Raw genomic sequence first — 23,843 nt, 5'->3', positions numbered from 1 at the left:
TATCAGTAACTTTATTTAAGAGTGGTAGTAGTGATGAAAATAGATTTAACGGCATATGAAGGATTAATCTTTGATATGGACGGTACGTTGATCGATACAATGCCTGCACATGTAAAGGCGTGGGAGCGAACGGCTGAAGAGTTTGGCTTTCATTTTGAAGCGTCTTGGCTGCATAGCTTAGGTGGCATGCCGAGTTATAAGATAGCCGGTGAGGTGAACAGCAAATACGGTTTATCGCTCGACCCACAAGCGGTTTCTACGTTTAAAATGGCGTCGTTTGCGGCTATCGAAGACAAAGGAGACGTTATCCCTTGTACTCACTCTCTGTTGTTAGAGCATCTGGGTAACAAGAAGATTGCAGTCGGAACGGGCAGTCAACGTAAAAGTGCCGAACAGTTACTGGATAAGACAGAGATCTTGAGTAAGCTCGATATTCTCGTGACAGCAACAGACGTTAAGAATCACAAACCAAATCCGGATACTTTCTTAGATGCGTGTTTTGGTATGGGTTTGCAGCCAAAGCAGTGTGTTGTGTTTGAAGATACGAACCTAGGTAAGCAGGCTGCTCATGCTGCGAACATGGATTGTATTCTAGTGGTAGAGGGGAACAAACTAGAGTTCTATCCTGCACCAAGCTGATTGCAAGGATTGGGTTGTTAAACCGCCAAACTAATAGCCTAGCGGAACAATACTGATTTTCTGTTAGGCGATTTCGCTCATTTCGCTGTCTAGGAACAGGCACACACTGTTTCGACCTGCTGCTTTGGCTTCATAAAGTGCTAAATCGGCGCACTTGTAGTTAAGAGCAGGGTCGTTGGTCAGGTTGGTAATTCCACCACTGACCGTCACCACGTTATCGAGCTCAATACTGACTGCGATTCTCAATCTGTTAAGTACATACTCAGCTTCTTCTGTTGTGGTATGAGGCAGAATAACGCCAAACTCTTCGCCACCAATACGAGCCACAAAATCAGTTTCTCGGCACTCTCGTTGTAATACTTGAGCAACGGTTTGAATGACGCGATCTCCATAATCGTGACCAAATCTGTCGTTGATGCGTTTGAAGTGGTCTATGTCCAAAATCGCTAAACAAGACTGTTCGCGAGTAGGGTAACGATTAACACGAGAGCACTCATCTCGCAGCTCAAGATCGAATTTACGGCGGTTCCAACACCCAGCTAAGGCATCTTTTTCACTCAGGTTTCTCAGTTTGTTTTCTAGCTCTTTGTGTTTACTTATATCCACAAATGAAGCGACATAAAACTGAATCACGTCTTTCGAGTCTTTAATGGTTTGGATTCGCAATATTTCCGTGATCAAAGACCCGTCTTTACGACGATTAACCACTTCGCCTTCCCACATGCCTTTCTCTTTGATGATGCTCCACATCTTGATGTAGAACTCTTCGTTGTAGCGACCAGAGGCAAACATGGACGGTTGGCGGCCTTTTACGTCTTCTAACTCGTAGCCACTCACACGGGTGAACTCTTGGTTTACTTTGATGATTCGGTTGTTTCTGTCGGTAATCACCAAGGCAGACATGCCATTCATTGCGGCCTTAGCAAGTTGGCTCTCGATACTGTTCTTCTTGTGGTTGCTGTTCCACAATACGAAGCCAGCGGAGATCATCGAAATCAAGAAAGACAAGGTGATGATCTGAACGACGATCGCTTGTTTTTCTTGTCGGTATTGACTGCTGAACTGCTGATTTTCAATGTGAAGAACCATGTAAATAGGGCCTTCAAACTGTTTGATTTTAGGGCTGATGTCGGAATGAAAATACCAGTTCTCACCATCGAAATAGCTCGAAGATGTCTTGTCTTGAATCGCAGTCCAAAGCTCAGGGTATAACTTTGCGTAAGTCTGCTCTGAACGTGATTCAATTACATGTCCGAAAGATTCCGTAGGATCCGGCCCCATGATTATGTGTCCGGTTTTGTTGAGAATAATAGGAACAGCAGAAGATGCACCAATTTGATAGTGAAGGCGCTTATAAATCTCAAGCATGTTCAGGTTTGCGATGAAGTAACCAATAATGCGGTTGTTTTCAGCGACTGGCGTCATAATGCGTAGTGCTGGAATCAAAGGGCGAACGATCTCTCCGTTTTCGACTTCAAGATCAATACCGCGAGAGCTAATCTCACCAATCTTTAATTGCTGTAGTACCTCATAGTAATCACGCGAAGACTTGTTCTGCAGTTCACTATCTGGAACCACGATTGCTTGATTGTCTTTATAATTAACGCGAAACACTTCGTTGCCAGCTAGATCGAGGTAACGAAGCTGAGAATAGTATTTTTGGCCACGAGCTAACATCACCCAAAGATCTTGCAGGGTTTCTTTATGGATAATAGAAGGTTCTCGAATCGCTCGGAGTAGTGTTTGAGAGTCGGCGATTGAAGGAACAGAGTTAGAGATTTGCTCAACAATAACAGCGAGTTCATGAAAGCTGTATTCGATTTGATTTTGGCTAGACTGCTTAATATTTAGAGTGTGCTGAGCATCAATTCTGTCAAGTTCAGAATTGATGTAGAGGGCAGGGACTAGTCCTAGGGCAAAGATGGTACATAGAAATTGGCTGACTAGTTTTTTTATACTTGTATTCATCACTGTCCTCAAAGAATCAGCGCAATACTATATATTTTATAGGGTTTTTAATGTGATCTTGACCGAGAAGTTAAGACAAGATTCGCATATAACTACGATTTAAGTGCAACTTTTTGCATTTAAGCTTGATTGTTGAGCAATCACTTCGTTAGTAAATGATTACTCAATATAGAACACTGCTCCGAAACCTAAGCTAAATTAATCGCGATTAATTGCCGATTATCTAACTAAGGGCAGCTAGCTTAGGCCAACGATATTTCCATTACTATCAATATCTAACGACATGAATGCCGGTTTGTCAGGCAAGCCTGGCATGGTCATCAGATTGCCGCACAACGCGTAAATAAAGCCAGCACCAGCACACAATTTTAGTTCTCTAACAGGCACGTCAAATTGGGTTGGTGCACCTTTAATGTGTGCTTCTGTCGAGATTGATAGTGGTGTTTTTGCCAAACAAACCGATAGGTCGCTATAGCCATGAAGTTTGAATTCAGCCAGCTGTTTTTTAGCCAGTGGAGATAGCGAAATACTTGCCGCGCCATAGCCAACTTCAGCAACTGCCATCAGCTTTTCTTCTAGGCTTTGCTCTGAGTGATACAAAGGCTTAAATTCACTCTGTTTTTGGCAAGCTTTTACTACAGCGTGAGCCAGTTGAGTTGCCCCTTCGCCACCTTGACCAAATGCTTCGCTTACTTCAACGCTAACGCTTGGATCGAAGTCGGTGATCATCTGCTTCAAAGCATCGAGCTCTTGCGCTGAGTCTTGTGGGAATCGGTTAATCGCAACAACTGTAGGCACTTGGTATTGCTTAACGTTGTTGATGTGCCATTTTAGGTTCTCAAAGCCTGCAATTAGCGCGTCTTGGTCATCATTAAAAATTGAATCTGGTAATGGAGTGCCCGGTCTCAAATCGTATAAACCAGAGTTGGCCTTTAATCCACGTAATGTTGCAACAACCACAGCGCAATCGGGCTTTTTGTTCGACGCTTTCGCTTTTATGTTGCATGCTTTCTCAAAACCCATGTCTGAGCCAAAACCACCTTCGGTCACAACAAAGTCACTCAGTTTTAACGCTATCTTATCGGCAATAATTGAAGAGTTACCATGTGCGATGTTCGCGAAAGGCCCGGCGTGAATTAGGGTAGGGACGCCTTCAAGGGTTTGCATCAATGTTGGTTCAATAGAATCCTTCATGGTTACGGTCATTGCGCCTGCAACGTTGAAGTCATCTGCGATTAGCGGCAAGCCTTGTTTGTTGTAAGCAAGTACCACTCGTCCGATACGCTTTCTCAAATCTTGAAGGTTATTGGCTAGAGCAAGAATGGCCATTAGCTCTGAAGCGGCTGAGATATCAAATCCATCTTCGCGTTCAAAGCCGTTAATTGTTTTATCTGCTTCGTTTTTGCCAACCGTGATCATGCGTAATGCGCGATCATTGTGGTCAAGTACACGTCGCCAAACGATTCTGCTTGGGTCGATATCCAGTGCTTTTAAGCCTGAGCGCGCTTCAAAGGCTTCTAACCCTTCACGCTGCTCATGATACAAACGTGCGTCAATGGCGGCAGAGGCGAGGTTGTGAGCGGCCGTAACAGCATGAATATCGCCTGTCAGATGCAGGTTTAATTGTTCCATAGGGGCTACTTGAGAGTAACCACCACCCGCAGCACCGCCTTTTACGCCAAATATCGGACCCATTGAAGGCTGGCGAATGCAGGCCATGGCCGATTGGTTAATCTTTGCGAGGCCTTGTGCCAATCCGATAGTAGTGACGGTTTTGCCTTCACCAAGAGGTGTCGGTGTGATCGCCGTGACTACGACTAATTTACCATCTTGTTGGTTGGCGAGGCGTTCAAGTGATGTGAGAGACACTTTTGATTTGAATTGCCCTAATGGCTGATGTTCGTTGTGGTGCAGGCCAGCTTGCTTGGCAACCTCACTGATGTTTTTAAGGGGAGTAGAGCGACAAATATCAATATCAGACAGCATATTTGATCCTTATATCAGAACCGAAAAGGTGGTACGTAAACGTTTGCGTGGCGATAGTACTGTATAAATTTGCCAAGTAAAGGCAAACCACACGAATTATGTGCTGGAAGATAACAGATCTAAAGAGTCATTGCGCGAGATCAAATCTTAAACGAGCAAAATATTCGATATGATTAACTTCAGCTGCCGTTATATTGGTGTTGAATACAAAAAGGGCTGCATATAGCAGCCCTTCAAGGAATGGGTAATCTCACTTGGCGTTAACCTTTAAGAGGTAACTGCCTAATATGGTCGATTAACGATCCCAGTATGTTTCTTCTAAGCTATCTTCGCGTTCAGGTAATGCACGAGAAAGGCGAGGAGAGTGCTGAGTCAACACTTCGTAGCTTACACGGTTTGCGTATTTACAAATTTGAGACAGTGAAGAGTAAGTTAGACAAGTGTGCTCGTGTTTCTCTGAGTTTGGTACATTCACGTGGTGGTAGCTATTTGCTGCCATGTCGTGAAGTAGTGCTGAAAGTGCACCATCGCCAGCGCCATTGGTATTCTTAATCTCAAGTGGGCCACCTAGGTAAGGGCCAATGTGAGAGTACACTTTTACTGGGTCTTTACAGTCTTGCTTACGCATCGCACGGCTGAATTCGTATTTATTGAACTCAGGGATGTTACCCGGTAACAATGGCAGTGTGGTTTCGCGTTTCGCTGGTTCGTCAGTGTAACCTGCCATGTATAGACCAATAGGACCTGCAGTACATAGAACTAGGTCAACCCACTCAAGTGCCTTGTTAGCAGCCAATAGAGGATCTTTTTCACCCGTTAGCGCTTCACCTTCATCTTCGTTCATCGCGACGATGGTTACGTTTTCTTTCAGGTATTCTTGCCACCATTCAGCGTTGCCTTCGATCACATACTTAGTACCAAGTGTTAGTACAACAGGCACATTGTGCGCTTTCGCGTATTCAATCGCTTTTTGTACCGCTTTTGGCATCGGATCTTCAGGTTTGCCACGCATTAGGTATGACGACACAACCAATGCAGAAGCTTTCTCGAAGACTTTTTCAGGAATGCTTTCTGGAAGAAGTTGGTTCATGTGGCCTTCGTTGATTGCAAACGTACGTTCGCCATCTTCAGAAATCAGCGTGTAACAACGACCAATTGGACCATCAACAGTTTGAAGGTGGTTTAGATTCATACGAGAAGAAGTGCGGCAAAGGTAACGATAACCAAATGAGCCAACTTCAATCTTCTTAGACATTACGCCAAGCAGGACAGATTTGCTGTCCGCAAGTACGGAATAGTTGTGCAGTGTGTTGCCGATAGTATCGCCAGGATATTGATGCGTGATCAAACCGCGCTCAACTAACTCTTCATACAGCGCATCTGCTTTACTTTCTTCCAATACCAGTGAGTGACCTTTACTCAGCTCGTATTTTTCTAGGAACTCGTTGTCAACACGGGCTTCGATATCAACAATCGTTTGGCCAACACCCACAATCGTTGCGCGGTGAAGCTTAGGCGTTTGTTGAATTTGGTTGACCAACGGATCACGTGCGTGAGTTGGAAAGTAGTGCTTAGATTTACGCTGTCCAGGAAACTTCATATGAAAAATACAGTGAAAAAATTTTGCCGCATGATATCACATTTTGTTTCTGTTTCTTTCATTTTTATTACATTTTGAATCACCTGCACAATGTCTGTACAGGTGATTCAACTAACTATATGTTTGAAACTACTCGGTTGGCTGTACTAACGTCGCTGGATCAACGTAAGCCTCTGTACCCCATAGTGGAACAGTTGAAAGGCTGTGTTTGAAGCTACCTTCTGTTTCTTTGGTGGTGTAAGACAAGTAGAGCAGCGACTGATTCTCTGCATCGTAGATACGACGAACCTTCATTGTTTTAAAGAAGATACTTTTCGATTGCTTGAATACCACTTCGCCAGACTTACTCTTGTCTATTTGAGCAATCATTTCTGGTGTAATTTCACCTGTTTGACGACAAGAGATAGAGCTATCACTTGGATCAGAAAGGCTAAGGTTTGCTTCGATTGATGCGATATGACAGGTAACACCCGCGATCTTATCGTCATCTAATGAAGACATCTTGATATCCTTCATTGTGAAGAAACCCAGTGAGACGTCGCCAACCTCGTTGTCCGAACAGCCAGCTAACATTGTCACGATACCTGCTGCTATTAAGGCTTTTTTCATAAGAAGTCCTTTTTATTTATATAGTTCTGTTTACTATAAGGATATTGAAAGCTTGGATACGAGTGTAGAGCTTTTCGTTAAGTTCTTAAAGGATGTTGTTGGATAATGAAAAATATGAAGCATTTAAAGTACTTGTTGGCCTTGGTCATGCTCTGTATGCTCTCTGCTTGTAGCTCGGCACCTCAGCCGACCGTATGTCTTCCAAATAACTGCGATATTTGGGGATACTAACCGTAGGTACTAAAAGAATGAATAACGAAATACCTGAAATTGCACACAAGAAAAACCAATGGCTATTTAGTCAGCTCGATATTGCTTACCCCGCAAAAGAGAGCCTCCTCGGCCGTGAACTTTATCAAAGCAAACTTCCATCCAAGACATACCAACTCCTAGCACAAGATCAAACTCCTTCCCAAATTGATGAACTGCATAAAGTCGATTTCCATAAATTGACCGTGCTATTTTCACTCAACCAAGCAAGCGTTTACCAAGATGAAATCGAAAGGGCACACATGCTTGAGTTCTTGAGCCAAATTATGCTTTCTGACGATCATGTATTATATATTGGTACTCAAAACGGTGAAGTTGTGGCGAGCGCTATCGTCACAGAAGCGGATGGTTCCCTATTGATCTCGGATGTCGTTGCTGAAAATGGTCAAAGTATCAACAACTTTGCTAAGCAGTTACACGATTTTTGGGCACAAGATCATGCTTCTTGCGATAAAGTGTGGATCGAGAACTAAAGATTCTTTGACAAAGCGTTAATCTAAGTACAATACCCCGTCTTATTTAAAAGGTATTGTATGTACAAGCTATTGATATCAATCGCTGTATTGTGTGTTAGCGCTTATTCTTCACTCAGCTTTGCTAACTACTGGGATATAAAACGCATCCTAGTTTTACACTCATACGAACCTTCTTATCAATGGACTGCTGACTTCCAAAAAGGGATAGACAGTGCGTTCAGTCAGTCTCAAACCGAAGTTAAACTCTCAATAGAGTATTTGGATTCAAAGCGTGTCCACAGCCCAGAGTATTACGACTCTCTCGCGAACTACTTACGTGCGAAGTATGCAGGTTATAAATTTGATGGCGTAATTGCGACGGACGATAACGCAGCCAATTTTCTTGAATCTCTGCCTAATTTGATTGATCGCTCCACACCTGTCGTTGCAGCCGGCATCAATGATTTCAGCACCGACATGTACGCGGTGTCTGACAGAGCAACTGTGCTTTACGAGAACGATCAGATAGACGTTAATATTAAGCTGATCTCCAAATTAAGACCTAATCTAAAGAATCTCTATTTTGTAAATGATTACAGTGTCACGTCTGAATTGATTCATAAAGAAATGAACAAAATGATGGCTGAATTTTCAAATATCAATCTCGTAGAAATTCGCGACTTGTCGCTGGAGCATACGAGCCAATTTTTGGAAGGGATCTCTGCGGACGATGCGGTATTGCTCAGTCATTACAACACCGAGTTAAAGCAAGGGGTTTATCACACTTACCAAGAGATTGCGGATACGTTGTCAAAAGCGAGTGCTGCTCCGGTGTTTGCTTTATGGCAGTTCTATATTTCGGGTGATGTACTCGGTGGTTACGTTAATCACTCACAAAGCATGGGTGAACAGGCCGTCGATGCGTTGGATAAATACCTTCCACTTGGTTTTACTACACCGTTAACTCCCGGAGACAACAAACGTTTTGTATTCAATTACCCTGCAATGAAGAGATACGGGATTAGTGGAAACGCGTTACCTGACGAAGCGGTTTTCATTAACGAGCCTTCATCCTTTATTCGCAAAAACTTCCAGTTGTTATTGGGGCTGTCGATGGTGATTGCGGGTTTGAGCCTGATCATCTTGATGCAATTTGTCACTCTGCGCCAAAAGAAAGAGTTGGCGAATAAGAACAAACGAATCTTAAAGCTTCAGAAACAGACCTTGAATATCCAAAAGGATATGATTCATGTTCTCGGAGAGGCAATTGAAACCCGCTCTGGCGAAACTGGTAATCATGTTAAGCGTGTAGCCAAGTTGTCTGCACTGCTTGCTAAGTATCGTGGCTTGAGCCATCGCGAGGTCGAGATGATTGAGATCATCAGCCCAATGCACGATGTGGGTAAGATTTCAGTCCCTGAATCAATCTTGGATAAACCTGGGAAATTAACCGACCAAGAGTGGGAGGTGATGAAGCTTCATACTACGGCTGGCTATAACTTACTAAAGAGCGGAGCGGGTGATATTACCAACCTCGCGGCAATCATTGCTAACGAACATCACGAGCGTTGGGATGGTGCTGGATACCCGAATGGAAAAGTGGGTGATGAAATACACCTGTTTGCTCGTATCACTGCCGTAGCCGATGTGTTTGATGCGCTGCTTAGTGCACGTTGCTACAAAGAACCGTGGCCGTTAGAGATGGTGGTCGATTTGTTCGAGCGAGAGTGTGGCTACCAGTTTGATCCTCAGCTGACTAAATTGCTACTGAAACACTTACCCGAGTTTGTCGCTATCCGAGATTCGTATCCCGATACTGGAACTATAGAATATGCGTCTTCACCTTCGTTTGAAGCTAAGGTCTTAGAAGAGTCGGTTGTTAGCTAACCGTTGCTTTATCTGAGTGGCCTATACGTCTTGGCTTCTTTATCTATTCACCACGATCCGGCTAGGAAGTAGTGATTTATATTTCCCCTGAAATTGAGTCACTTATGTAAACCTCGCAGTCTTTGATTTCGTAGAATCTGGGGTCATTTGATGAAAACTGTTGCTTATGCTGAGCGATAAAGTGATCAACTCCATATTTCGCGAAGAGAAATAAGCCTGTATCTGCAAACTGTTACCTCAATCATCTCGCGCATTGAAAGAACACTATAGGATAAAACTTGGATTCAATCTGAGTGAGATACCTATGCGGTTAGAACAGACTAAATGTGTGATTTTCGATTGTGACGGAACACTTATCGATAGTGAAAAGCTGTGCTGCCAAGCTTTGGTGAACGTTTTCACTGGCTTTGGAGCGGAGCTAAACGTCAACGACTGCTATGCGCACTTTCAAGGCGGGAAGCTAGCCGACATCTTAATGGATACACAAGAACGTCTTGGGTTATCTATCTCGATTGATACACTTGAGCCGTTATATCGCAATGAATTACAAGCACTGTTCCAGCGTCATTTAAAACCGATGGATGGCGCTATCGAACTTATTGAATTCCTCAAACAACAAGACATCGAGTTTTGTATTGCTTCCAATGCACCGAAATCTAGGGTTGAATCTTCATTGGCGATGACAGGCATGCTAGACGACTTCAAAGGCAAAGTGTTCTCAGCTTTTGATGCTAACAGCTGGAAGCCAGAGCCTGATCTAATCATGTACACGGCCATGAACATGGGCTTTCTGCCAAATGAGTGCATCTACGTGGATGATACGTTGAAAGGGATTGAGGCTGGTGTTCGCGCGGGTATCCAATCGTTTCGATTACGCCCGAGTATTGATGAAGCAATCGTAGATCCCGAAGCCGACTCAGCAGAACTCGCGGCTCAGGATATCTACAGTTTAGAAGAAATTTCAGTTTGGATTAATGGCAAGCACTGCTCAAATGGTGGTATATCGAATTCTGCAGCTTTGGTGGGGTAGAGCTTAGTTGAAGGCTGACTACCTTACTAAATTGTTTGGTGTGGAAACCGCAAGATGCACAAGTAAACTTTTCTCCACTTTCTGAAAGCAGATACTCGTCGTGTTGGCATAAAGGGCATGTAATGTCGTCGGTGTTTGGTGTTTCTGTTTTATTCATTATGTGTCACCTGCAGCAAGGGGGTAAGCGAAAAAAGACCCGTTCAATTAGATTACTCCTAAGCTCGAATATTAGACAGTTCTGACACTTCTTAATCTCTCCTTTGCGACTTGCTTCATGGTAATTGATAATGTCATCGTTATTGACCATGGTTCTTGTAATGTTATTAAACAAAAGCCAAAAAGAAAGGACCCATTACGAGTCCTCATTAGTTTGTTTTCAATTCACGCCGCTAGTTCACCAGTTGATCCTTAAGTTCGGTAGCGTGCCAATGTCTGAGATAGAGAAACCGACGCTTCTGTTAGCCTAGATACGCCATTTGAAGAATTCTGAGCCACGTCTTTAATCACATCGGATTGGCTTCGAATATCGTTAAGCTCTGCTGCAATCGTATTGGCAACGTTACTTTGCTCATCGGCTGATGTTGCGATTTGGATACTCATGTCCATTAGTGCTTGAGCTGAATCTGCAATCGAGTTTACGTCGTGACCAATGTTTGAAATCAACTGGCTACTGGTTTGCGCTTGGTCAACAGTCTGTTCGGTGATCTTCGCGATATTTTGGCTCTCTTGCTGTAAGCGTTCAATCATCGCTTGGATTTCTACAGTAGCCGACTGAGTGCGGCTTGCCAGTGTTCTTACTTCATCAGCAACAACAGCGAAACCTCGGCCTTGCTCGCCCGCACGAGCGGCTTCAATCGCGGCATTTAAAGCAAGTAAGTTAGTTTGCTCTGAAATAGCATTGATCGTCGTGATGACCTCGTTAATTTGGCTCGTATTCACATTCAAGCTAGTAACAGAAGATGAGGTTTGCTCAATCAAAGAAGAAAGGGTGGTGATTTCCGAGATTGCCTGTTGAACCTTCGCGTGGCTATCGTTGATTTGCTGCGCGTCTTGTTCTGTTTGTTCAGTTGAGCGTGCAGAGATGTTAGAGACTTCATTTGCCGAAGCTGTCATCTGATCCATTGCTGTCGCTACAGAGTCTAGAGAGGCATTTTGGCTCATGATTTGTGTTTCGCTGCGCTTCATCTCAGTTTCGAAAGAAGCCGATGTTTCGCTTAGCGTTGCTGCACTGTGGTTTACGTTGTTGACTAACTCACTAAGCGTGTCCATTGAACGGTCAAGCGCACAACCAATCGTGCCGAACTCATCACGGCCAGGGTGGAAGCCAAGGCGTGATGTTAAGTCACCATCACCAATCTTTTGAGTCGTTGAATAAAGAACCCAAAGTGCGCCGCCTAGGAAAGTCGCTACCCAGTAACAGAAAAGACCAAAAGGCACACACCACAAGAAGCTCAGTAATAAAGTGTACAGTGCTTGCTGCTTTTGATTCTGTATATCGTTAGTTGAAACGGTAAGTGAGTAGTAGTTGCCATCTTGTGCGAGTGCTGTGGCAGTCACAGAACCATTATTTGAAATAGTGGTTTGTTGAGCGCGAGTTTGCTGGCTAACAGAGCGAACAGATGCCGGGGAATCTGATGCTGATAAAATGCCTTGCAGTTGATACTCGACCTGCTGTTTTGCAGTTACGTCAATGTGTTCCATTTTGTTGACGTAGTTCAGTCCAGCTAGGCTTGCCAGAGCGGCAAAAAAGATTAAGAAAATGACCCAAAACTTGTCGTTGATCGACATCTTAATAAACAGTTTGTCTATCGTTCGAAATTGTACTTCTTTCATAAAAACTCCACGGTAAATCCTTTACCGTGGACTCTAAATAACCGACCTCAATAAAAATGTGACTTAAATCGACTAATTGTGAAAATTAATGATAGTGATATGTCATTTATGAGATCTGAATCAAGTAAATTAGTTCTGTATAGGTTTATTAGCCTAAAGAAGGCAGTAACCCTACTGAAATAAGAACTTGAATCGCAATGATAAATACGCCAACGCTACCTGCTAAAAACAACGCTTTGCTACCGCCTAACACTTGGTAACTGGCTTCTGAAGATTGTGGTTTGACAGAGAAATCAGTGTAACGAACCTTGTAGACCATCACTGTTGGTAACAGAATCGCGAGCACTGAAAGTGCAATGGCTGCGTAGCCTAAAGCCATGATGAAGCCTTGTGGGTAAAATAAGGCAAACCCCAGTGGCGGTAAGAAGGTGATAGCAGCTGTCTTAACACGTTTTGCGTTACCTAGTTTCTTGCTCAGTGAGTCGCCCATGAATTCAAATAAGCCCAAGCTCACACCAATAAAAGATGTCAGCAGTGCAAGGTCCGCAAACACACCGACGATCACGCTTAGGTTGGATTGATGAACCGTTTGCGATAGCGAGACTAATAGCGCGCCCAAGCTTGTGTCAGACAACAACTGCTCTTGGCTAATCACGCCCAAAGTAACACTTTGCCAGAAAACGTAGATAACCAGAGGCAGTGCCGAGCCAATAATCATTACCTTACGTAAAGAACGAACGTCACCATCTAGGTATCGAACAATTGATGGGATGCTGCCGTGGAAACCAAAAGAGGTAAACACAACCGGAATAGCCGCAACAATCAGGCCTTGCTGTAAAGGCATGCTCATTAAGTATTGAGAGGTAATGTTTGGCGCTAGGAAGCTGAGTACCAAAACCATCGCGATAAGCTTTAAGCCAAACAAAACGCGGTTAACTTTATCAACACTGTGTGTACCAATCGTAACAACGCCGGCAACTAATAGGGTAAATAGAAGCGTGGTGATTTGAGCATTAAGTTCGATACCCGCGATATCCGAAATTCGTTGGTTAAATTGCGCACCGCCGCCAGCTATGTATGCCGCACACAGAGCGTAGAAAAGAAACATCACCGCGAAGCTCGCAATCCACTTTCCTTTTGTCCCCAAAATGGTATGAGCTAACGTGTGTAGGGTAGCGTCAGATTCTGCGAATTGGTGAAGCTCTACCATTAATAGCGCAGTAAAAGCCATTAACGCCCATAAACCCAGCATCAAGAAAAGTGAAGTTGAAAAGCCAATACCTGCAGAAGCAAGTGGAAGAGCGAGCATGCCAGCACCAATGGTTGTGCCTGCAATGATCAAAGTACTACCAAAAACCTTTGATTTATTCATTGTATATAATTCTTTACGTTAGGGTGTGTTTTCATTGTAATTCTTCTAGCTTAAGCGCATAAACCCAAAGAATATCTCGATTTTGAAGTATTCTGATTGAATTTAATTCCAAATGCAATTCTTATTGTAATAAAAAACATCCACTGTAAATTAATATTTACACAAAGGGGCGTGTCAGCATTCAAATGAGCAAAGCAAACGTTTGACCATGATCGGTTTCAAAATTTATAGAGTAATTTGTTGTACTTGGTGTAAGGTGGCAGTACATATGTCGTTCGCGTATACCCCTTTAGCGCAAAAAAGCGTTAATGATCGCGAGTAGCTTTAAGCTATGAATATGGAATGGGTAGAGTAGAGTGCGTTCATCAAAGTGACATAATATAAGTTCAAGATGGTGCACTAGTTAATCGGACATCATGTCCACATCAAGGAATAGAGGGGGCACAATGAGTGACCAATCTTATAATGACGAAAGTCTAGAGTTGTTAGATGCTATGGAAATTGGCATTGATTTGTCTGACTATGAGCAGACAGTGAAACAGTTAGCAGAAGAGCTTTTCAAGTCTTCGAACTAAGCTTTTAAGATCTTTAATTCAGTTTCAACTGAAACGTTTTAAAGCTAAAAGTTTTCTTAGCTAAAGCTTCTCAAAGCAAACAATTCTAAACTGAGCAAATCGTATTCGCTCACACGTCATACCAAAACTATCCTCATTAAAGTTCGCGAAGATAAACGAGTACGTTTACCATGTTACTTAGTTCTCGATACTTTAATGAGGTTCAATGAACTTTCTCGCACACCTTCACATCGCCAAGCACTGTAACAGCAACTTAGCAGGTAACCTGTTAGGTGATTTTGTTAAAGGCGACCCTAATAAACACTATTCTGATTCCCTTTCTGACGGTATTAGGCTTCATCGATTTGTTGATAGCTATACTGATCGTCATGATGTATCTCGTTCTGCAAAATCACTTTTCTCAGACCAAACACGACGCTTTGCGCCTATCGCACTCGATGTATTTTGGGATCACTGCTTAGCCAATCATTGGGATCAGTTTTCACAGCAGACATTAGAGCGTTTTTGTTTAGATAGCCATGAGCAGATCTTTGAACATCAAGAGCCACACTGGCCTGAAAATTTCGTTATGGTTCATCAGAAAATGGCTGAGCATAGATGGTTAGAGAGCTATCAAGACATGTCATCTATAGAGGTGGTGTTGCAGCGAATGGCGTTGAGAAGGCCTAAGCTCGGTATGCTCGAGGCATGTTACGATGACCTCGAACGTCACTATGATACGTTGCAGTGTCACTTTAATGAGCTTTATCCCAACGTTTTAGAGGAAGCTAAGCAGTTTAATGCGCTTCAAATGAAGAAAAATCAAAAGGAAAGGTAAACAGCGTAATGCAGGTTTGCTACAATCCGCGCCTATTTAATCTTTGAGCATCATACTATGTCTGAATCTACAAAATCTTTTAACCAACTAGGATTATCTGAGCATCTTCTTGCCACGTTGTCTGAGCTTAATTTTACGGCTCCTACCAGTGTTCAAGAACAAGCAATTCCATTGGTATTAGAAGGCAAAGATGTACTGGCTGGTGCTCAAACGGGTACAGGTAAAACGGCTGCGTTTGGTTTACCGATTATTCAAAGATTAATCGAGACAAAAGACAACGTTATTCCGAACCCTAAGCTCGTTCGTGCGCTTGTATTAGTGCCAACTCGTGAATTGGCACAACAGGTTTTCGATAACTTAACTAGCTACGCAAAGGGCACCGACATTAAAGTCGTGGTGGCTTACGGCGGCGTTAGCATGAAGGTGCAAACTGATAACTTACGCGGTGGCGCAGATATTCTTGTCGCGACGCCTGGTCGTCTTATTGATCACATGTTCACTAGAAACATCATGTTGAGCCAAACGGAAGTACTGGTACTGGATGAAGCTGACCGTATGTTAGATATGGGCTTCATGCCTGACATCAAGCGTATTCTTTCTCGCATGAACGAAGTGCGTCAAACTCTGTTCTTCTCTGCAACGTTTGATAACAAAATCAAAGCGATTGCACACCGTATGATGCAGAAGCCAAGTGAAATCCAAGTTACGCCAAAAAACAGCACCGCTGAAACCGTAACACAGATGGTTTACCCGGTAGATAAGTCGCGTAAAAGTGAGCTATTAGCGTATTTGATTGGTTCAAAAAACTGGCAACAAGTGTTGGTGTTCACAAAGACTAAGCAGGGCACTGATGCTCTCGTTAAAGAGCTTAAGTTAGACGGCATTAAAGCGGCATCAATCAATGGCGATAAGAGCCAAGGTGCGCGTCAAAAAGCCCTAGACGATTTCAAGTCAGGCAGAGTTCGTGCGTTGATCGCAACCGACGTGGCAGCTCGTGGTATTGATATTCAGCAGCTAGAACAAGTTGTGAACTATGACATGCCATTTAAAGCAGAAGATTATGTTCACCGCATCGGACGTACTGGCCGTGCGGGTAACAGCGGCTTAGCGATCTCTTTGATGAGTCAGGATGAAGCTTACCTATTGGGTGATATTGAGCGATTACTTGATACTCGCTTGCCTCAAGAGTGGCTAGAGGGCTTTGAACCAAGCCTTGAAAAAGATCTAGCGCCCGATCGTGGTGGTCGCAGCAAAAGCCGTTCATCAGAAAAACGTAAGATGAAAGCGAAGCTTAAGATTCACCAAAACCGCGGTAAAGCACGTCGCTAATAAGCTGTACAAAGCTCCAGTTTAAAGATCTATACATATAAAAACGCGCCGTTACAGTGACTTCTGTAACGGCGCGTTTTTGTATCTTATAAGCTCATAATGGTTATGAACCCGATTAAGCTTTATGTTCCTGGTTACACTTCCATTCACATGGCACTTCATAAATCAGCTCTTCAATCGAGGTTGGATTTAGAGCCCACTCTTCATCAATATTGAACTTGCTGACCATCTGCGTGTTGAAAAGCTGCCAATGCTTAAGTAGGGCGTCTTCGGGTGAGGTGACCATATCACCTTCATTCCAAGTGCTTTCCATAAAGGGAGTGAGGCATACAGCGCCGTTTGCGTACATGATCATTTGCCATTTAACTTCGTAAATGTTGATCATTTTGTCTGGGTTAGCTGCATTGTACTCAGCGGCAAGCCCGTTAATCTCTTTTTCAACATCGCCGACATTGTCGATGAAGTAATCAACTAGGTTGTCTTCTTGGCGAACAGAATCTGAAATAAGCTGCATTGGCCTACGTGAGTGAATCATGTTGGTGAACAGACGCATGCTAAACAGGTAGATAGCGATATTTGGCGCAACATCTTTTGGCAGCTCTTCCATAATCTTACTGATGTAAGACTGAAAATAATCGTGTAAACAATCACTTATTGCATGCCAAATCTTTTCTTTGCTACCAAAGTGGTGGCGGATAAGGCTATGCGAGACGCCTGCCTTTTCACTGATGTTTCGCAGTGATACACGATCGTAGCCAAAGTCACAGAACATGTCTGCGGCAACGCTCATGATCAAAAAACGCGTCTCTTCGGCGTCTTTTGCACTTCTTCTACCTTGCTTCTTTTCGGTCATCTTCATTTCACATAATTACCTGATTACAACATTCTACACTGTTTTTACTGAAATAAAAAATACTGCACAAGTGGAAAGTAAATCTTGAGAATTATTTAATATTAAATATACTGCCCACCTGTGTAATAAATCATAATAATTAAACGGAGAGGCATCATGCAGTTCAATTTGTCGATCAATGCCATATCGAGCAAGCGCATGGGAGCTGTTATTGCAGCACTATTGCTCGCAGGCTCTCTAACTGGATGTGACAAAGTTCAGTCAGAGGAAAATGTGCAGGTAATCAAGCCAGTCAAGCTGTTCGAAATCCCACAACAGACTGATATTGATCTCGATAGCTTCATTGCAAAGGTTGATGCAACCGACCGTGCGGCACTTTCTTTCCAAGTGGGTGGAGATATAGAAACCTTCGATGTTCGTATGGGACAAGAAGTGAAGAAAGGTCAGGTGTTAGCTGTATTAGACGCGACGGATTACCGTATTGCCGTTGACGCAGCCCAAGCTAAATTTGATCTGGCGAACAGTCAATACAAACAAGCTTCTGAGTTATATGCGAAAAAACTGGTCAGTACCGATTACTACGACCAAGCCGTGAACACCTTTACTGCCGCTGAAGTTGAGTTGGACCAAGCAAAAACAAACCTTGGCTACACTACCTTAGTTGCTCCATTCGATGGCGTGGTATCGATGGTGTTTGGAAAGCAATATCAATTGATCGCAGAAAAGCAGCCTGTACTGAATATTTTGAATCACAGTGAAATGGATGTGACGTTTTCAATTCCAGTATCAAAGCTTGAAGACCGTTCTATTCAAGACCTAACGAGCTCAAACATGTGGGTTGTGATGGACAGCCACCGCGGCATTCGTATCCCGACTCGCTTTAAAGAAATCTCAACGCAACCAGATGAAGATACCAACAGCTACCAAGCGGTTGTGTCTATCGAAAAGCCAGAAGGCATCAATCTACTTTCTGGTATGACAGCGCAAGTTGAAGTTCAGAAAAGTAAATCTGACTACGGCATTGGTATTGTGGATTCAGCTTGGTTAAACAAAGACGTAGCCCATGGTGAACTATGGCGTTATAACCCTGACTCTCAACTGATTTCTAAAGTACAAGTCCTTCTTGATGAGCAAGGCAAGGTTATCGACGGATTGTCGTCTGGTGACCTTATCGTTGAAGCGGGTGTGGATGTGTTATCAGACGGACAACAAGTAAAAGCTTGGCTTCGTGAGGGCGGTATTTAATGAACCTTTCAAAATTATCAGTTGTTGTCGCGTCGGTTCTGTTACTTCAAGCCTGTAACAATGAAGCTGTTCACCGTGAACAACCACCTTTGTTGGTTTCTACCTTTGAAGTTGGCGCACCGCTTACTAATCAGTTCAGAAGTTTTAATGGACAGGTGATGCCAGCTGAATTGACTCCCTTGGCATTTAAGCTAGCAGGCGAGATTCAACAAGTATTAGTAGAAGCGGGCGACAATGTCGAAAAAGGGCAGTTATTAGCCACCTTAGATAACGCAACGTACGTCCAAGATCTGACTGATGCTCAATCTCAATTCAAACTGGCGAGCAAACAGTTGGCCCGTGGTACTGAGATGTTTGGCAGCGAAATGTTATCGCAATCAGAACACGACCAACTGACGGCTAACTACAAGCTCGCATCGGCGAATTTGGCGGCGGCAAAACGCAAGCTAGGTTACACAGAACTTTTAGCGCCATTCTCAGGAACAGTTTCAACTGTCGATAAGCAACGATTCGAAAATACGACGCCTGGAGAAACACTACTGAGTGTGTACCAGAACGACAAGGTGTATGTGCGAATTCAAGTATCAGATTCGATCTTGGCGTCAATTAGCCCAGACATGCGTTCAAATACCTATCGTCCTGAGGCGACCTTTGGCGGTCACACAGGCCAATATCCACTGACGTATCTAGAACACACCAGTGAACTGCACCCACAATCCCGTACCTACGAATTTTGGATGCAGATGCAGCAGCCTGAAAGTGAAATTCTGCCGGGCACGAGCGTTACGGTCAATGTAGATATGGCGAAAGCGGGCCTGAGCGATGTTCAAGGCTACCAATTACCAATGACAACGCTAGAAGCGGGCTCTGAAGCGAATCAGTTCTATGTGTGGAAAATGGAAGACGGACAAGCATTCAAAAGCGAAGTAGAAGTCGACAAGATCAGTGGCCAAGGCGCACTCATCGCTCATGGTGTTGAGCAAGGTGAGCTACTCGTAAATTCGAATTTAAGAAAACTCCGTGACGGAATCCAATTGTCAGGAAAAGCAGAATGAACATCGCAGAATATTCAATAAAGAACAAAGTAATCAGCTGGCTGTTTCTAGTCATTTTGGCCATTGGCGGTGTGACGTCTTTTGGTAATCTATCCCGTTTAGAAGACCCAGCTTTTACCATTAAAGATGCAATGATTATTTCAACTTACCCTGGCGCTACGTCAATGGAAGTTGAAGAAGAGCTGACTTACCCACTAGAAAAAGAGATAAGACAGCTTCCGTACATCGACAAGATTACCTCGACATCATCGAACGGTATGTCCCAAATTATGGTCAGTATGAAGATGGACTACGGTCCAGACGAGCTGCCTCAGATCTGGGATGAAATGCGCCGTAAGATCAACGATCTACAACCAACACTGCCAAGTGGTGTAAATTCCGTTCAGATCATCGATGATTTTGGTGATGTGTTTGGTGTGATGATCATGCTGACCGGTGATGGTTACGATTACGTTGAGCTCAAACAGTACGCAGATTACCTAACGCGTGAAATCGAACTGGTCGACGGTGTCGGTAAAGTAAGCATTGCAGGTGACCAACAAGAACAACTGTTTGTTGAGATGTCACTGGAACGCTTAGCCGCATTGAACCTAGATATGTCGACGGTTACGTCACTGCTAGCACAGCAAAACAGTGTGGTATCGGCAGGCGAGGTGATGCTGAATGGTCAAAGCCTTACGATCAAGCCAAACGGCACCTTAAGCACGGTTGAAGAACTAGAAAACCTGATCATTCATGGTCGCGATACAGGTAACCTGATTCGCTTGAAAGATGTCGCTGAAGTAACTCGTGGTATTCAAGAAAAGCCGGGCAATGTATTAACGTACAACGGTAAACCAGCAATCAACTTGGGTATTGCGTTCTCTTCTGGTGTAAACGTGGTTGAGATTGGTAAAGCACTGGATGCGGAACTGGATCGCCTAGAAAGCATTAAGCCAGCGGGTGTAGAACTGAATTACTTCTACAACCAAGCGCAAGAAGTAGACAAATCTGTGGCTGACTTCTTAATCAGCCTAGTTGAAGCGGTAGCCATCGTTATCATTGTATTGTTGTTCGCAATGGGCTTACGCAGTGGTTTGATCATCGGTTTGGTTCTTCTATTGACGGTATTCGGTACCTTCATCCTGATGGATTACAACGATGTTGAACTGCACCGCATCTCTCTGGGGGCACTGATCATCGCGCTGGGTATGCTGGTGGATAATGCGATTGTTGTCGTTGAAGGTATTTTGGTGGGCTTGAAGAAAGGCAAAACCAAGCTTCAAGCAGCGAAAGACATCGTCAAGCAAACACAATGGCCACTGTTAGGTGCGACCATTATCGCTATCACAGCGTTTGCACCGATTGGTTTGTCGAAGGATGCGACAGGCGAATTCATGGGTTCACTGTTTTGGGTACTGTGTTTCTCACTGTTTTTGAGTTGGGTAACTGCACTAACACTAGCGCCATTCCTTGCCGAGATGTTGCTTAAAGAAGAAGACAAGGTTGATGAGAACGAAGACCCATACAAAGGCATCCTGTTTGTGGTATTCGGTGCGTGTCTGAAAGTAGCACTTCGATTTAGATGGCTTACTGTAGTTAGTATGGTCGCTCTATTAGCAGTTTCTGTCGTCGGTTTTGGTATGGTGAAGCAGCAGTTCTTCCCGCCGTCAAATACCCCAATGTTTTACGTAGACATGTGGATGCCAGAAGGCACCGATGTTCGTGAAACGATCAAGCAGACAGAAAAAGTTGAAAGCTACATTCGCCAGCAAGACGACGTGGAGTTTGTAACGACAACGGTTGGGCAGGGCATGCAACGTTTCGCTCTGACATACCAACCAGAGAAAAGCTATGAAGCGTACGCTCAGTTACAAGTAAGAACGACTGACCGCGACACCATGTTTAAGGCGTTAGAGACGCTAGACAAAGACTTAGCGAACGAATTTGAGCAACCAACGTTCCAGTTCAAGTTGATTGAGTTTGGTCCGTCACCCGCTTCAAAAATTGAAGCGCGTATTATCGGTGCCGATCCACAAGTACTGCGTAACATTGCAGTTGAAGTCGAAGACATCTTGCTTGCCGATCCAGGCTCTCGAAATGTTCGTCATGACTGGCGTGAACGCACTAAAGAACTTGTACCACTGTTCAACGAATCTAAGGCTCGTCGCCTAGGCATTTCAAAAACTGACTTGTCTGAGACATTACAGATGGCGTTTGGCGGTTACAACATCGGCCTACTGCGTGATGGTACTCATATGTTACCTATCGTGGCGCGTTTACCGGAAGAAGAGCGTTTTGATTTCGAATCGCTAAACAATGTGAAGATTTGGAGCCCATCACTACAAACTTACATCCCAGTTGAGCAAGTGATTGATGGCGTAGAGCTTCAATGGTCTGAGCCACTGATTCAGCGTCGCGACAGAAAACGTACGCTAACAGTATTGGCTGACCACGATGTTCTTGGTGATGAAACGCCAGCGAGTCTGTTTGCTCGTGTGAAACCAAAGGTAGAAGCATTAGATTTACCAGAAGGCTACAGCATTAGCTGGGGTGGTGAGTACGAAAGCTCTAAAGATGCGCAAGAATCTCTGTTTGGTTCACTGCCAATGGGTTATTTGCTGATGTTTATCATCACGATGCTTCTGTTTAACTCGGTTCGTAAGCCGCTTGTGATTTGGTTTACGGTTCCACTCTCTATCATTGGTGTTTCAATTGGTCTGTTAGGTACCAATATGCCATTCAGCTTCACAGCGTTCCTTGGCTTATTGAGTCTAAGCGGCATGATTTTGAAGAACGGCATTGTACTGCTTGACCAGATCAACAGTGAGCTATCAACAGGTAAAGACCCATATTTAGCGGTTGTCGACAGTGCGATTAGTCGTGTACGACCGGTATCTATGGCAGCATTAACGACTATCTTGGGTATGATTCCTTTGGTATTCGATGCATTTTTCGGCTCGATGGCGATTACCATCATGGCAGGCTTAGGCTTTGCTACCGTACTAACGCTAATAGTAGTACCGGTGATGTTCGCTATTTTATATAGAATCAAACCGTCCACTGCGGGTTATTAGGGAATGATATAAAACAGATTCTTTTAAGCCAGCCCAGTCAAATTTGACTGGGTTTTTTATGCGTGTTGTCCCGTCCTGAAATGTGTTGACACGTGAGAGCGGTAAGAGGGTACGAATAGGCAAGCATTAAAAAATCCGCTACTCAATGGGCAAGCGGCTTTAAGAACAATAGGGCGATTCTAAATTGCTAGCCGTATGTCTAACTCAATCGGCTTTGGCATGGCTAAGTGGTAGCCTTGATACATATTGAAGCCTAAGCCCTGCATCGCTTCGAGTTGTTGTTGGGTTTCAATACCTTCAATCACTGTCTTTGCGCCAATTTGGTTTGCAAGATCAAGTACTAACTCCATTTCTCGAGTGTCGCCTTGTTCAAAGTCCAACATAACCGAGCGGTCTATCTTGATGATATGAGGGTTAATGTGACGAACGCGTTGTTCGGTTGATGCTTGTGTTCCGAAATCATCAACAGCGATTTGAAAACCATTTTCCGCCAATGAATGGGCTGCGTCTTTCAAACGTTCTTCACTCTCTACATTAAGCTCTACCAACTCCATCACTATCTGTTCGCATGAAAGATTAAGCTCGTGAAGGCGTTTAGCTAACAAGCTATCGCTGACCTTTTCTGCAGCAAACAACTCACCAACGTTTGGAAGAACGTTCAAAAATAGATGTAAATGACGGATTGTCGATTGTGCGAAGTTACGGATATGAATCGCTCGACTCAACCTCTCTACATTGATTTTGTCTGTGCTTGAGGTTTCGTCGGAATGGAAGAAGTGATCAGGACGAACAATATCACCTTTGTTATTTGAAATGCGCACCAAAGCCTCAACACCTATTTGAGTCATAGAAGAGTCGAATATAGGTTGATAGACGCTTCTAAGCGTCAGGTCTTGGTATTTCGCAATAAACTGCATATCAGCATCTACGGATATACAGCTAATAAATTCACTTCTGTCTGATAAAATCATAGTCGCTAGTAAAGAGGGCTTATTCAATGGCGGACGTACATGTCGCGGCTGTCACAATATTGACAGGTGTAAGTAAATTGTCAATTAATAAAAACTCATTTGTAGAGTCAATATTTAAATAAATATAATTAACGAAAAAACAGCATGATAATTGATATTAGTCATTAAAATTACTTATCATTCACCATTAATAATGACTATTGTGAATTTAATCTCTGAGTAATCTATCTCATATCAACACCAATCAATATAAGCTTTCAACGCTAATACACCAGGTGAAAGTAAGGATAAAG

General features: G+C 43.6%; 18 protein-coding genes. 10 read left to right on the top strand and 8 right to left on the bottom strand.

Annotated features, from left to right (window positions below):
- Window positions 1–33: 33 nt before the first annotated feature.
- Window positions 34–639: a beta-phosphoglucomutase family hydrolase gene (locus AB6E52_RS12820; protein ID WP_017069882.1), complete on the top strand. Its 606-nt coding sequence runs from the start codon at window positions 34–36 to the stop codon at window positions 637–639.
- 63 nt (window positions 640–702) lie between these two features.
- Here AB6E52_RS12820 and AB6E52_RS12815 read toward each other — a convergent pair whose 3' ends face one another.
- The 4 genes from AB6E52_RS12815 to AB6E52_RS12800 all read right to left on the bottom strand — a co-directional run bounded on the left by AB6E52_RS12815 (window position 703) and on the right by AB6E52_RS12800 (window position 6,802).
- Complete coding sequence (locus tag AB6E52_RS12815) at window positions 703–2,607, bottom strand: diguanylate cyclase (protein ID WP_065584255.1); 1,905 nt, start codon at window positions 2,605–2,607, stop codon at window positions 703–705.
- Window positions 2,608–2,844: 237 nt separating this feature from the next.
- A complete protein-coding gene (locus AB6E52_RS12810) occupies window positions 2,845–4,593 on the bottom strand; it encodes a formate--tetrahydrofolate ligase (RefSeq protein ID WP_102319707.1) in 1,749 nt (582 codons plus the stop codon).
- Between the two features lie 295 nt (window positions 4,594–4,888).
- Window positions 4,889–6,193 carry an inosine/guanosine kinase gene (locus tag AB6E52_RS12805; RefSeq protein WP_017069885.1) on the bottom strand — a complete coding sequence of 435 codons (1,305 nt, stop codon included), beginning with the start codon at window positions 6,191–6,193 and terminating at the stop codon, window positions 4,889–4,891.
- 129 nt (window positions 6,194–6,322) lie between these two features.
- Window positions 6,323–6,802 (bottom strand): CreA family protein, encoded by a 480-nt coding sequence (locus AB6E52_RS12800; protein ID WP_017064645.1) that lies wholly within the window; start codon window positions 6,800–6,802, stop codon window positions 6,323–6,325.
- A 248-nt stretch (window positions 6,803–7,050) separates the two neighbouring features.
- On the opposite strand from AB6E52_RS12800, the gene AB6E52_RS12795 reads away from it, so the two are divergent.
- The 3 genes from AB6E52_RS12795 to AB6E52_RS12785 all read left to right on the top strand — a co-directional run bounded on the left by AB6E52_RS12795 (window position 7,051) and on the right by AB6E52_RS12785 (window position 10,444).
- Window positions 7,051–7,545 (top strand): hypothetical protein, encoded by a 495-nt coding sequence (locus AB6E52_RS12795; protein WP_017064644.1) that lies wholly within the window; start codon window positions 7,051–7,053, stop codon window positions 7,543–7,545.
- Window positions 7,546–7,605: 60 nt separating this feature from the next.
- The gene (locus AB6E52_RS12790; RefSeq protein WP_102319708.1) at window positions 7,606–9,414 is read left to right on the top strand and encodes an HD domain-containing phosphohydrolase; all 1,809 of its coding nucleotides are present in this window, start codon (window positions 7,606–7,608) and stop codon (window positions 9,412–9,414) included.
- 304 nt (window positions 9,415–9,718) lie between these two features.
- Window positions 9,719–10,444 carry an HAD-IA family hydrolase gene (locus tag AB6E52_RS12785; RefSeq protein WP_017059834.1) on the top strand — a complete coding sequence of 242 codons (726 nt, stop codon included), beginning with the start codon at window positions 9,719–9,721 and terminating at the stop codon, window positions 10,442–10,444.
- A 408-nt stretch (window positions 10,445–10,852) separates the two neighbouring features.
- Here the strand turns inward: AB6E52_RS12785 and AB6E52_RS12780 are convergent, their stop codons facing one another.
- Together AB6E52_RS12780 and AB6E52_RS12775 are read right to left on the bottom strand one after the other, a co-directional pair.
- Entirely contained in the window at window positions 10,853–12,277 is a 1,425-nt protein-coding gene (locus AB6E52_RS12780; protein ID WP_017064641.1) for a methyl-accepting chemotaxis protein, read from the bottom strand.
- A gap of 148 nt (window positions 12,278–12,425) precedes the next feature.
- On the bottom strand, window positions 12,426–13,649 hold the full coding sequence (locus tag AB6E52_RS12775) for an aromatic amino acid transport family protein (RefSeq protein WP_017059832.1): 1,224 nt from the start codon (window positions 13,647–13,649) through the stop codon (window positions 12,426–12,428).
- A gap of 446 nt (window positions 13,650–14,095) precedes the next feature.
- Here AB6E52_RS12775 and AB6E52_RS12770 point away from each other — a divergent pair, with 446 nt between their 5' ends.
- From AB6E52_RS12770 to AB6E52_RS12760, 3 genes are all read left to right on the top strand, one after another.
- The gene (locus AB6E52_RS12770) at window positions 14,096–14,224 is read left to right on the top strand and encodes a hypothetical protein (protein ID WP_017059831.1); all 129 of its coding nucleotides are present in this window, start codon (window positions 14,096–14,098) and stop codon (window positions 14,222–14,224) included.
- A 205-nt stretch (window positions 14,225–14,429) separates the two neighbouring features.
- Window positions 14,430–15,041, top strand: coding sequence for an ACP phosphodiesterase (locus AB6E52_RS12765; protein ID WP_017059830.1), 612 nt, complete (start codon window positions 14,430–14,432; stop codon window positions 15,039–15,041).
- 57 nt (window positions 15,042–15,098) lie between these two features.
- Complete coding sequence (locus AB6E52_RS12760; RefSeq protein WP_102319709.1) at window positions 15,099–16,370, top strand: DEAD/DEAH box helicase; 1,272 nt, start codon at window positions 15,099–15,101, stop codon at window positions 16,368–16,370.
- Between the two features lie 115 nt (window positions 16,371–16,485).
- Here AB6E52_RS12760 and AB6E52_RS12755 read toward each other — a convergent pair whose 3' ends face one another.
- A complete protein-coding gene (locus tag AB6E52_RS12755; protein WP_017064637.1) occupies window positions 16,486–17,229 on the bottom strand; it encodes a TetR/AcrR family transcriptional regulator in 744 nt (247 codons plus the stop codon).
- Window positions 17,230–17,379: 150 nt separating this feature from the next.
- On the opposite strand from AB6E52_RS12755, the gene AB6E52_RS12750 reads away from it, so the two are divergent.
- Genes AB6E52_RS12750 through AB6E52_RS12740 form a run of 3 tightly spaced genes read left to right on the top strand, consistent with a single transcriptional unit; the run spans window position 17,380 to window position 22,579 of the window.
- Window positions 17,380–18,468 carry an efflux RND transporter periplasmic adaptor subunit gene (locus tag AB6E52_RS12750; RefSeq protein ID WP_102319710.1) on the top strand — a complete coding sequence of 363 codons (1,089 nt, stop codon included), beginning with the start codon at window positions 17,380–17,382 and terminating at the stop codon, window positions 18,466–18,468.
- On the top strand, window positions 18,468–19,523 hold the full coding sequence (locus AB6E52_RS12745; protein ID WP_102319711.1) for an efflux RND transporter periplasmic adaptor subunit: 1,056 nt from the start codon (window positions 18,468–18,470) through the stop codon (window positions 19,521–19,523). Before AB6E52_RS12750 ends, AB6E52_RS12745 begins: the two co-directional genes overlap by 1 nt.
- On the top strand, window positions 19,520–22,579 hold the full coding sequence (locus AB6E52_RS12740) for an efflux RND transporter permease subunit (RefSeq protein WP_102319712.1): 3,060 nt from the start codon (window positions 19,520–19,522) through the stop codon (window positions 22,577–22,579). The genes AB6E52_RS12745 and AB6E52_RS12740 overlap by 4 nt, the downstream gene beginning before the upstream one ends.
- A 179-nt stretch (window positions 22,580–22,758) precedes the next feature.
- Here the strand turns inward: AB6E52_RS12740 and AB6E52_RS12735 are convergent, their stop codons facing one another.
- Window positions 22,759–23,496, bottom strand: coding sequence for an EAL domain-containing protein (locus tag AB6E52_RS12735; protein ID WP_102319713.1), 738 nt, complete (start codon window positions 23,494–23,496; stop codon window positions 22,759–22,761).
- Window positions 23,497–23,843: the final 347 nt, after the last annotated feature.

Source organism: Vibrio sp. 10N.247.311.13, from assembly GCF_041467595.1.
Taxonomy (GTDB): Bacteria; Pseudomonadota; Gammaproteobacteria; order Enterobacterales; family Vibrionaceae; genus Vibrio; species Vibrio crassostreae_C.
Note: the sequence above shows the minus strand (reverse complement) of the source record. Positions and strands in the feature narration are given on the sequence as shown.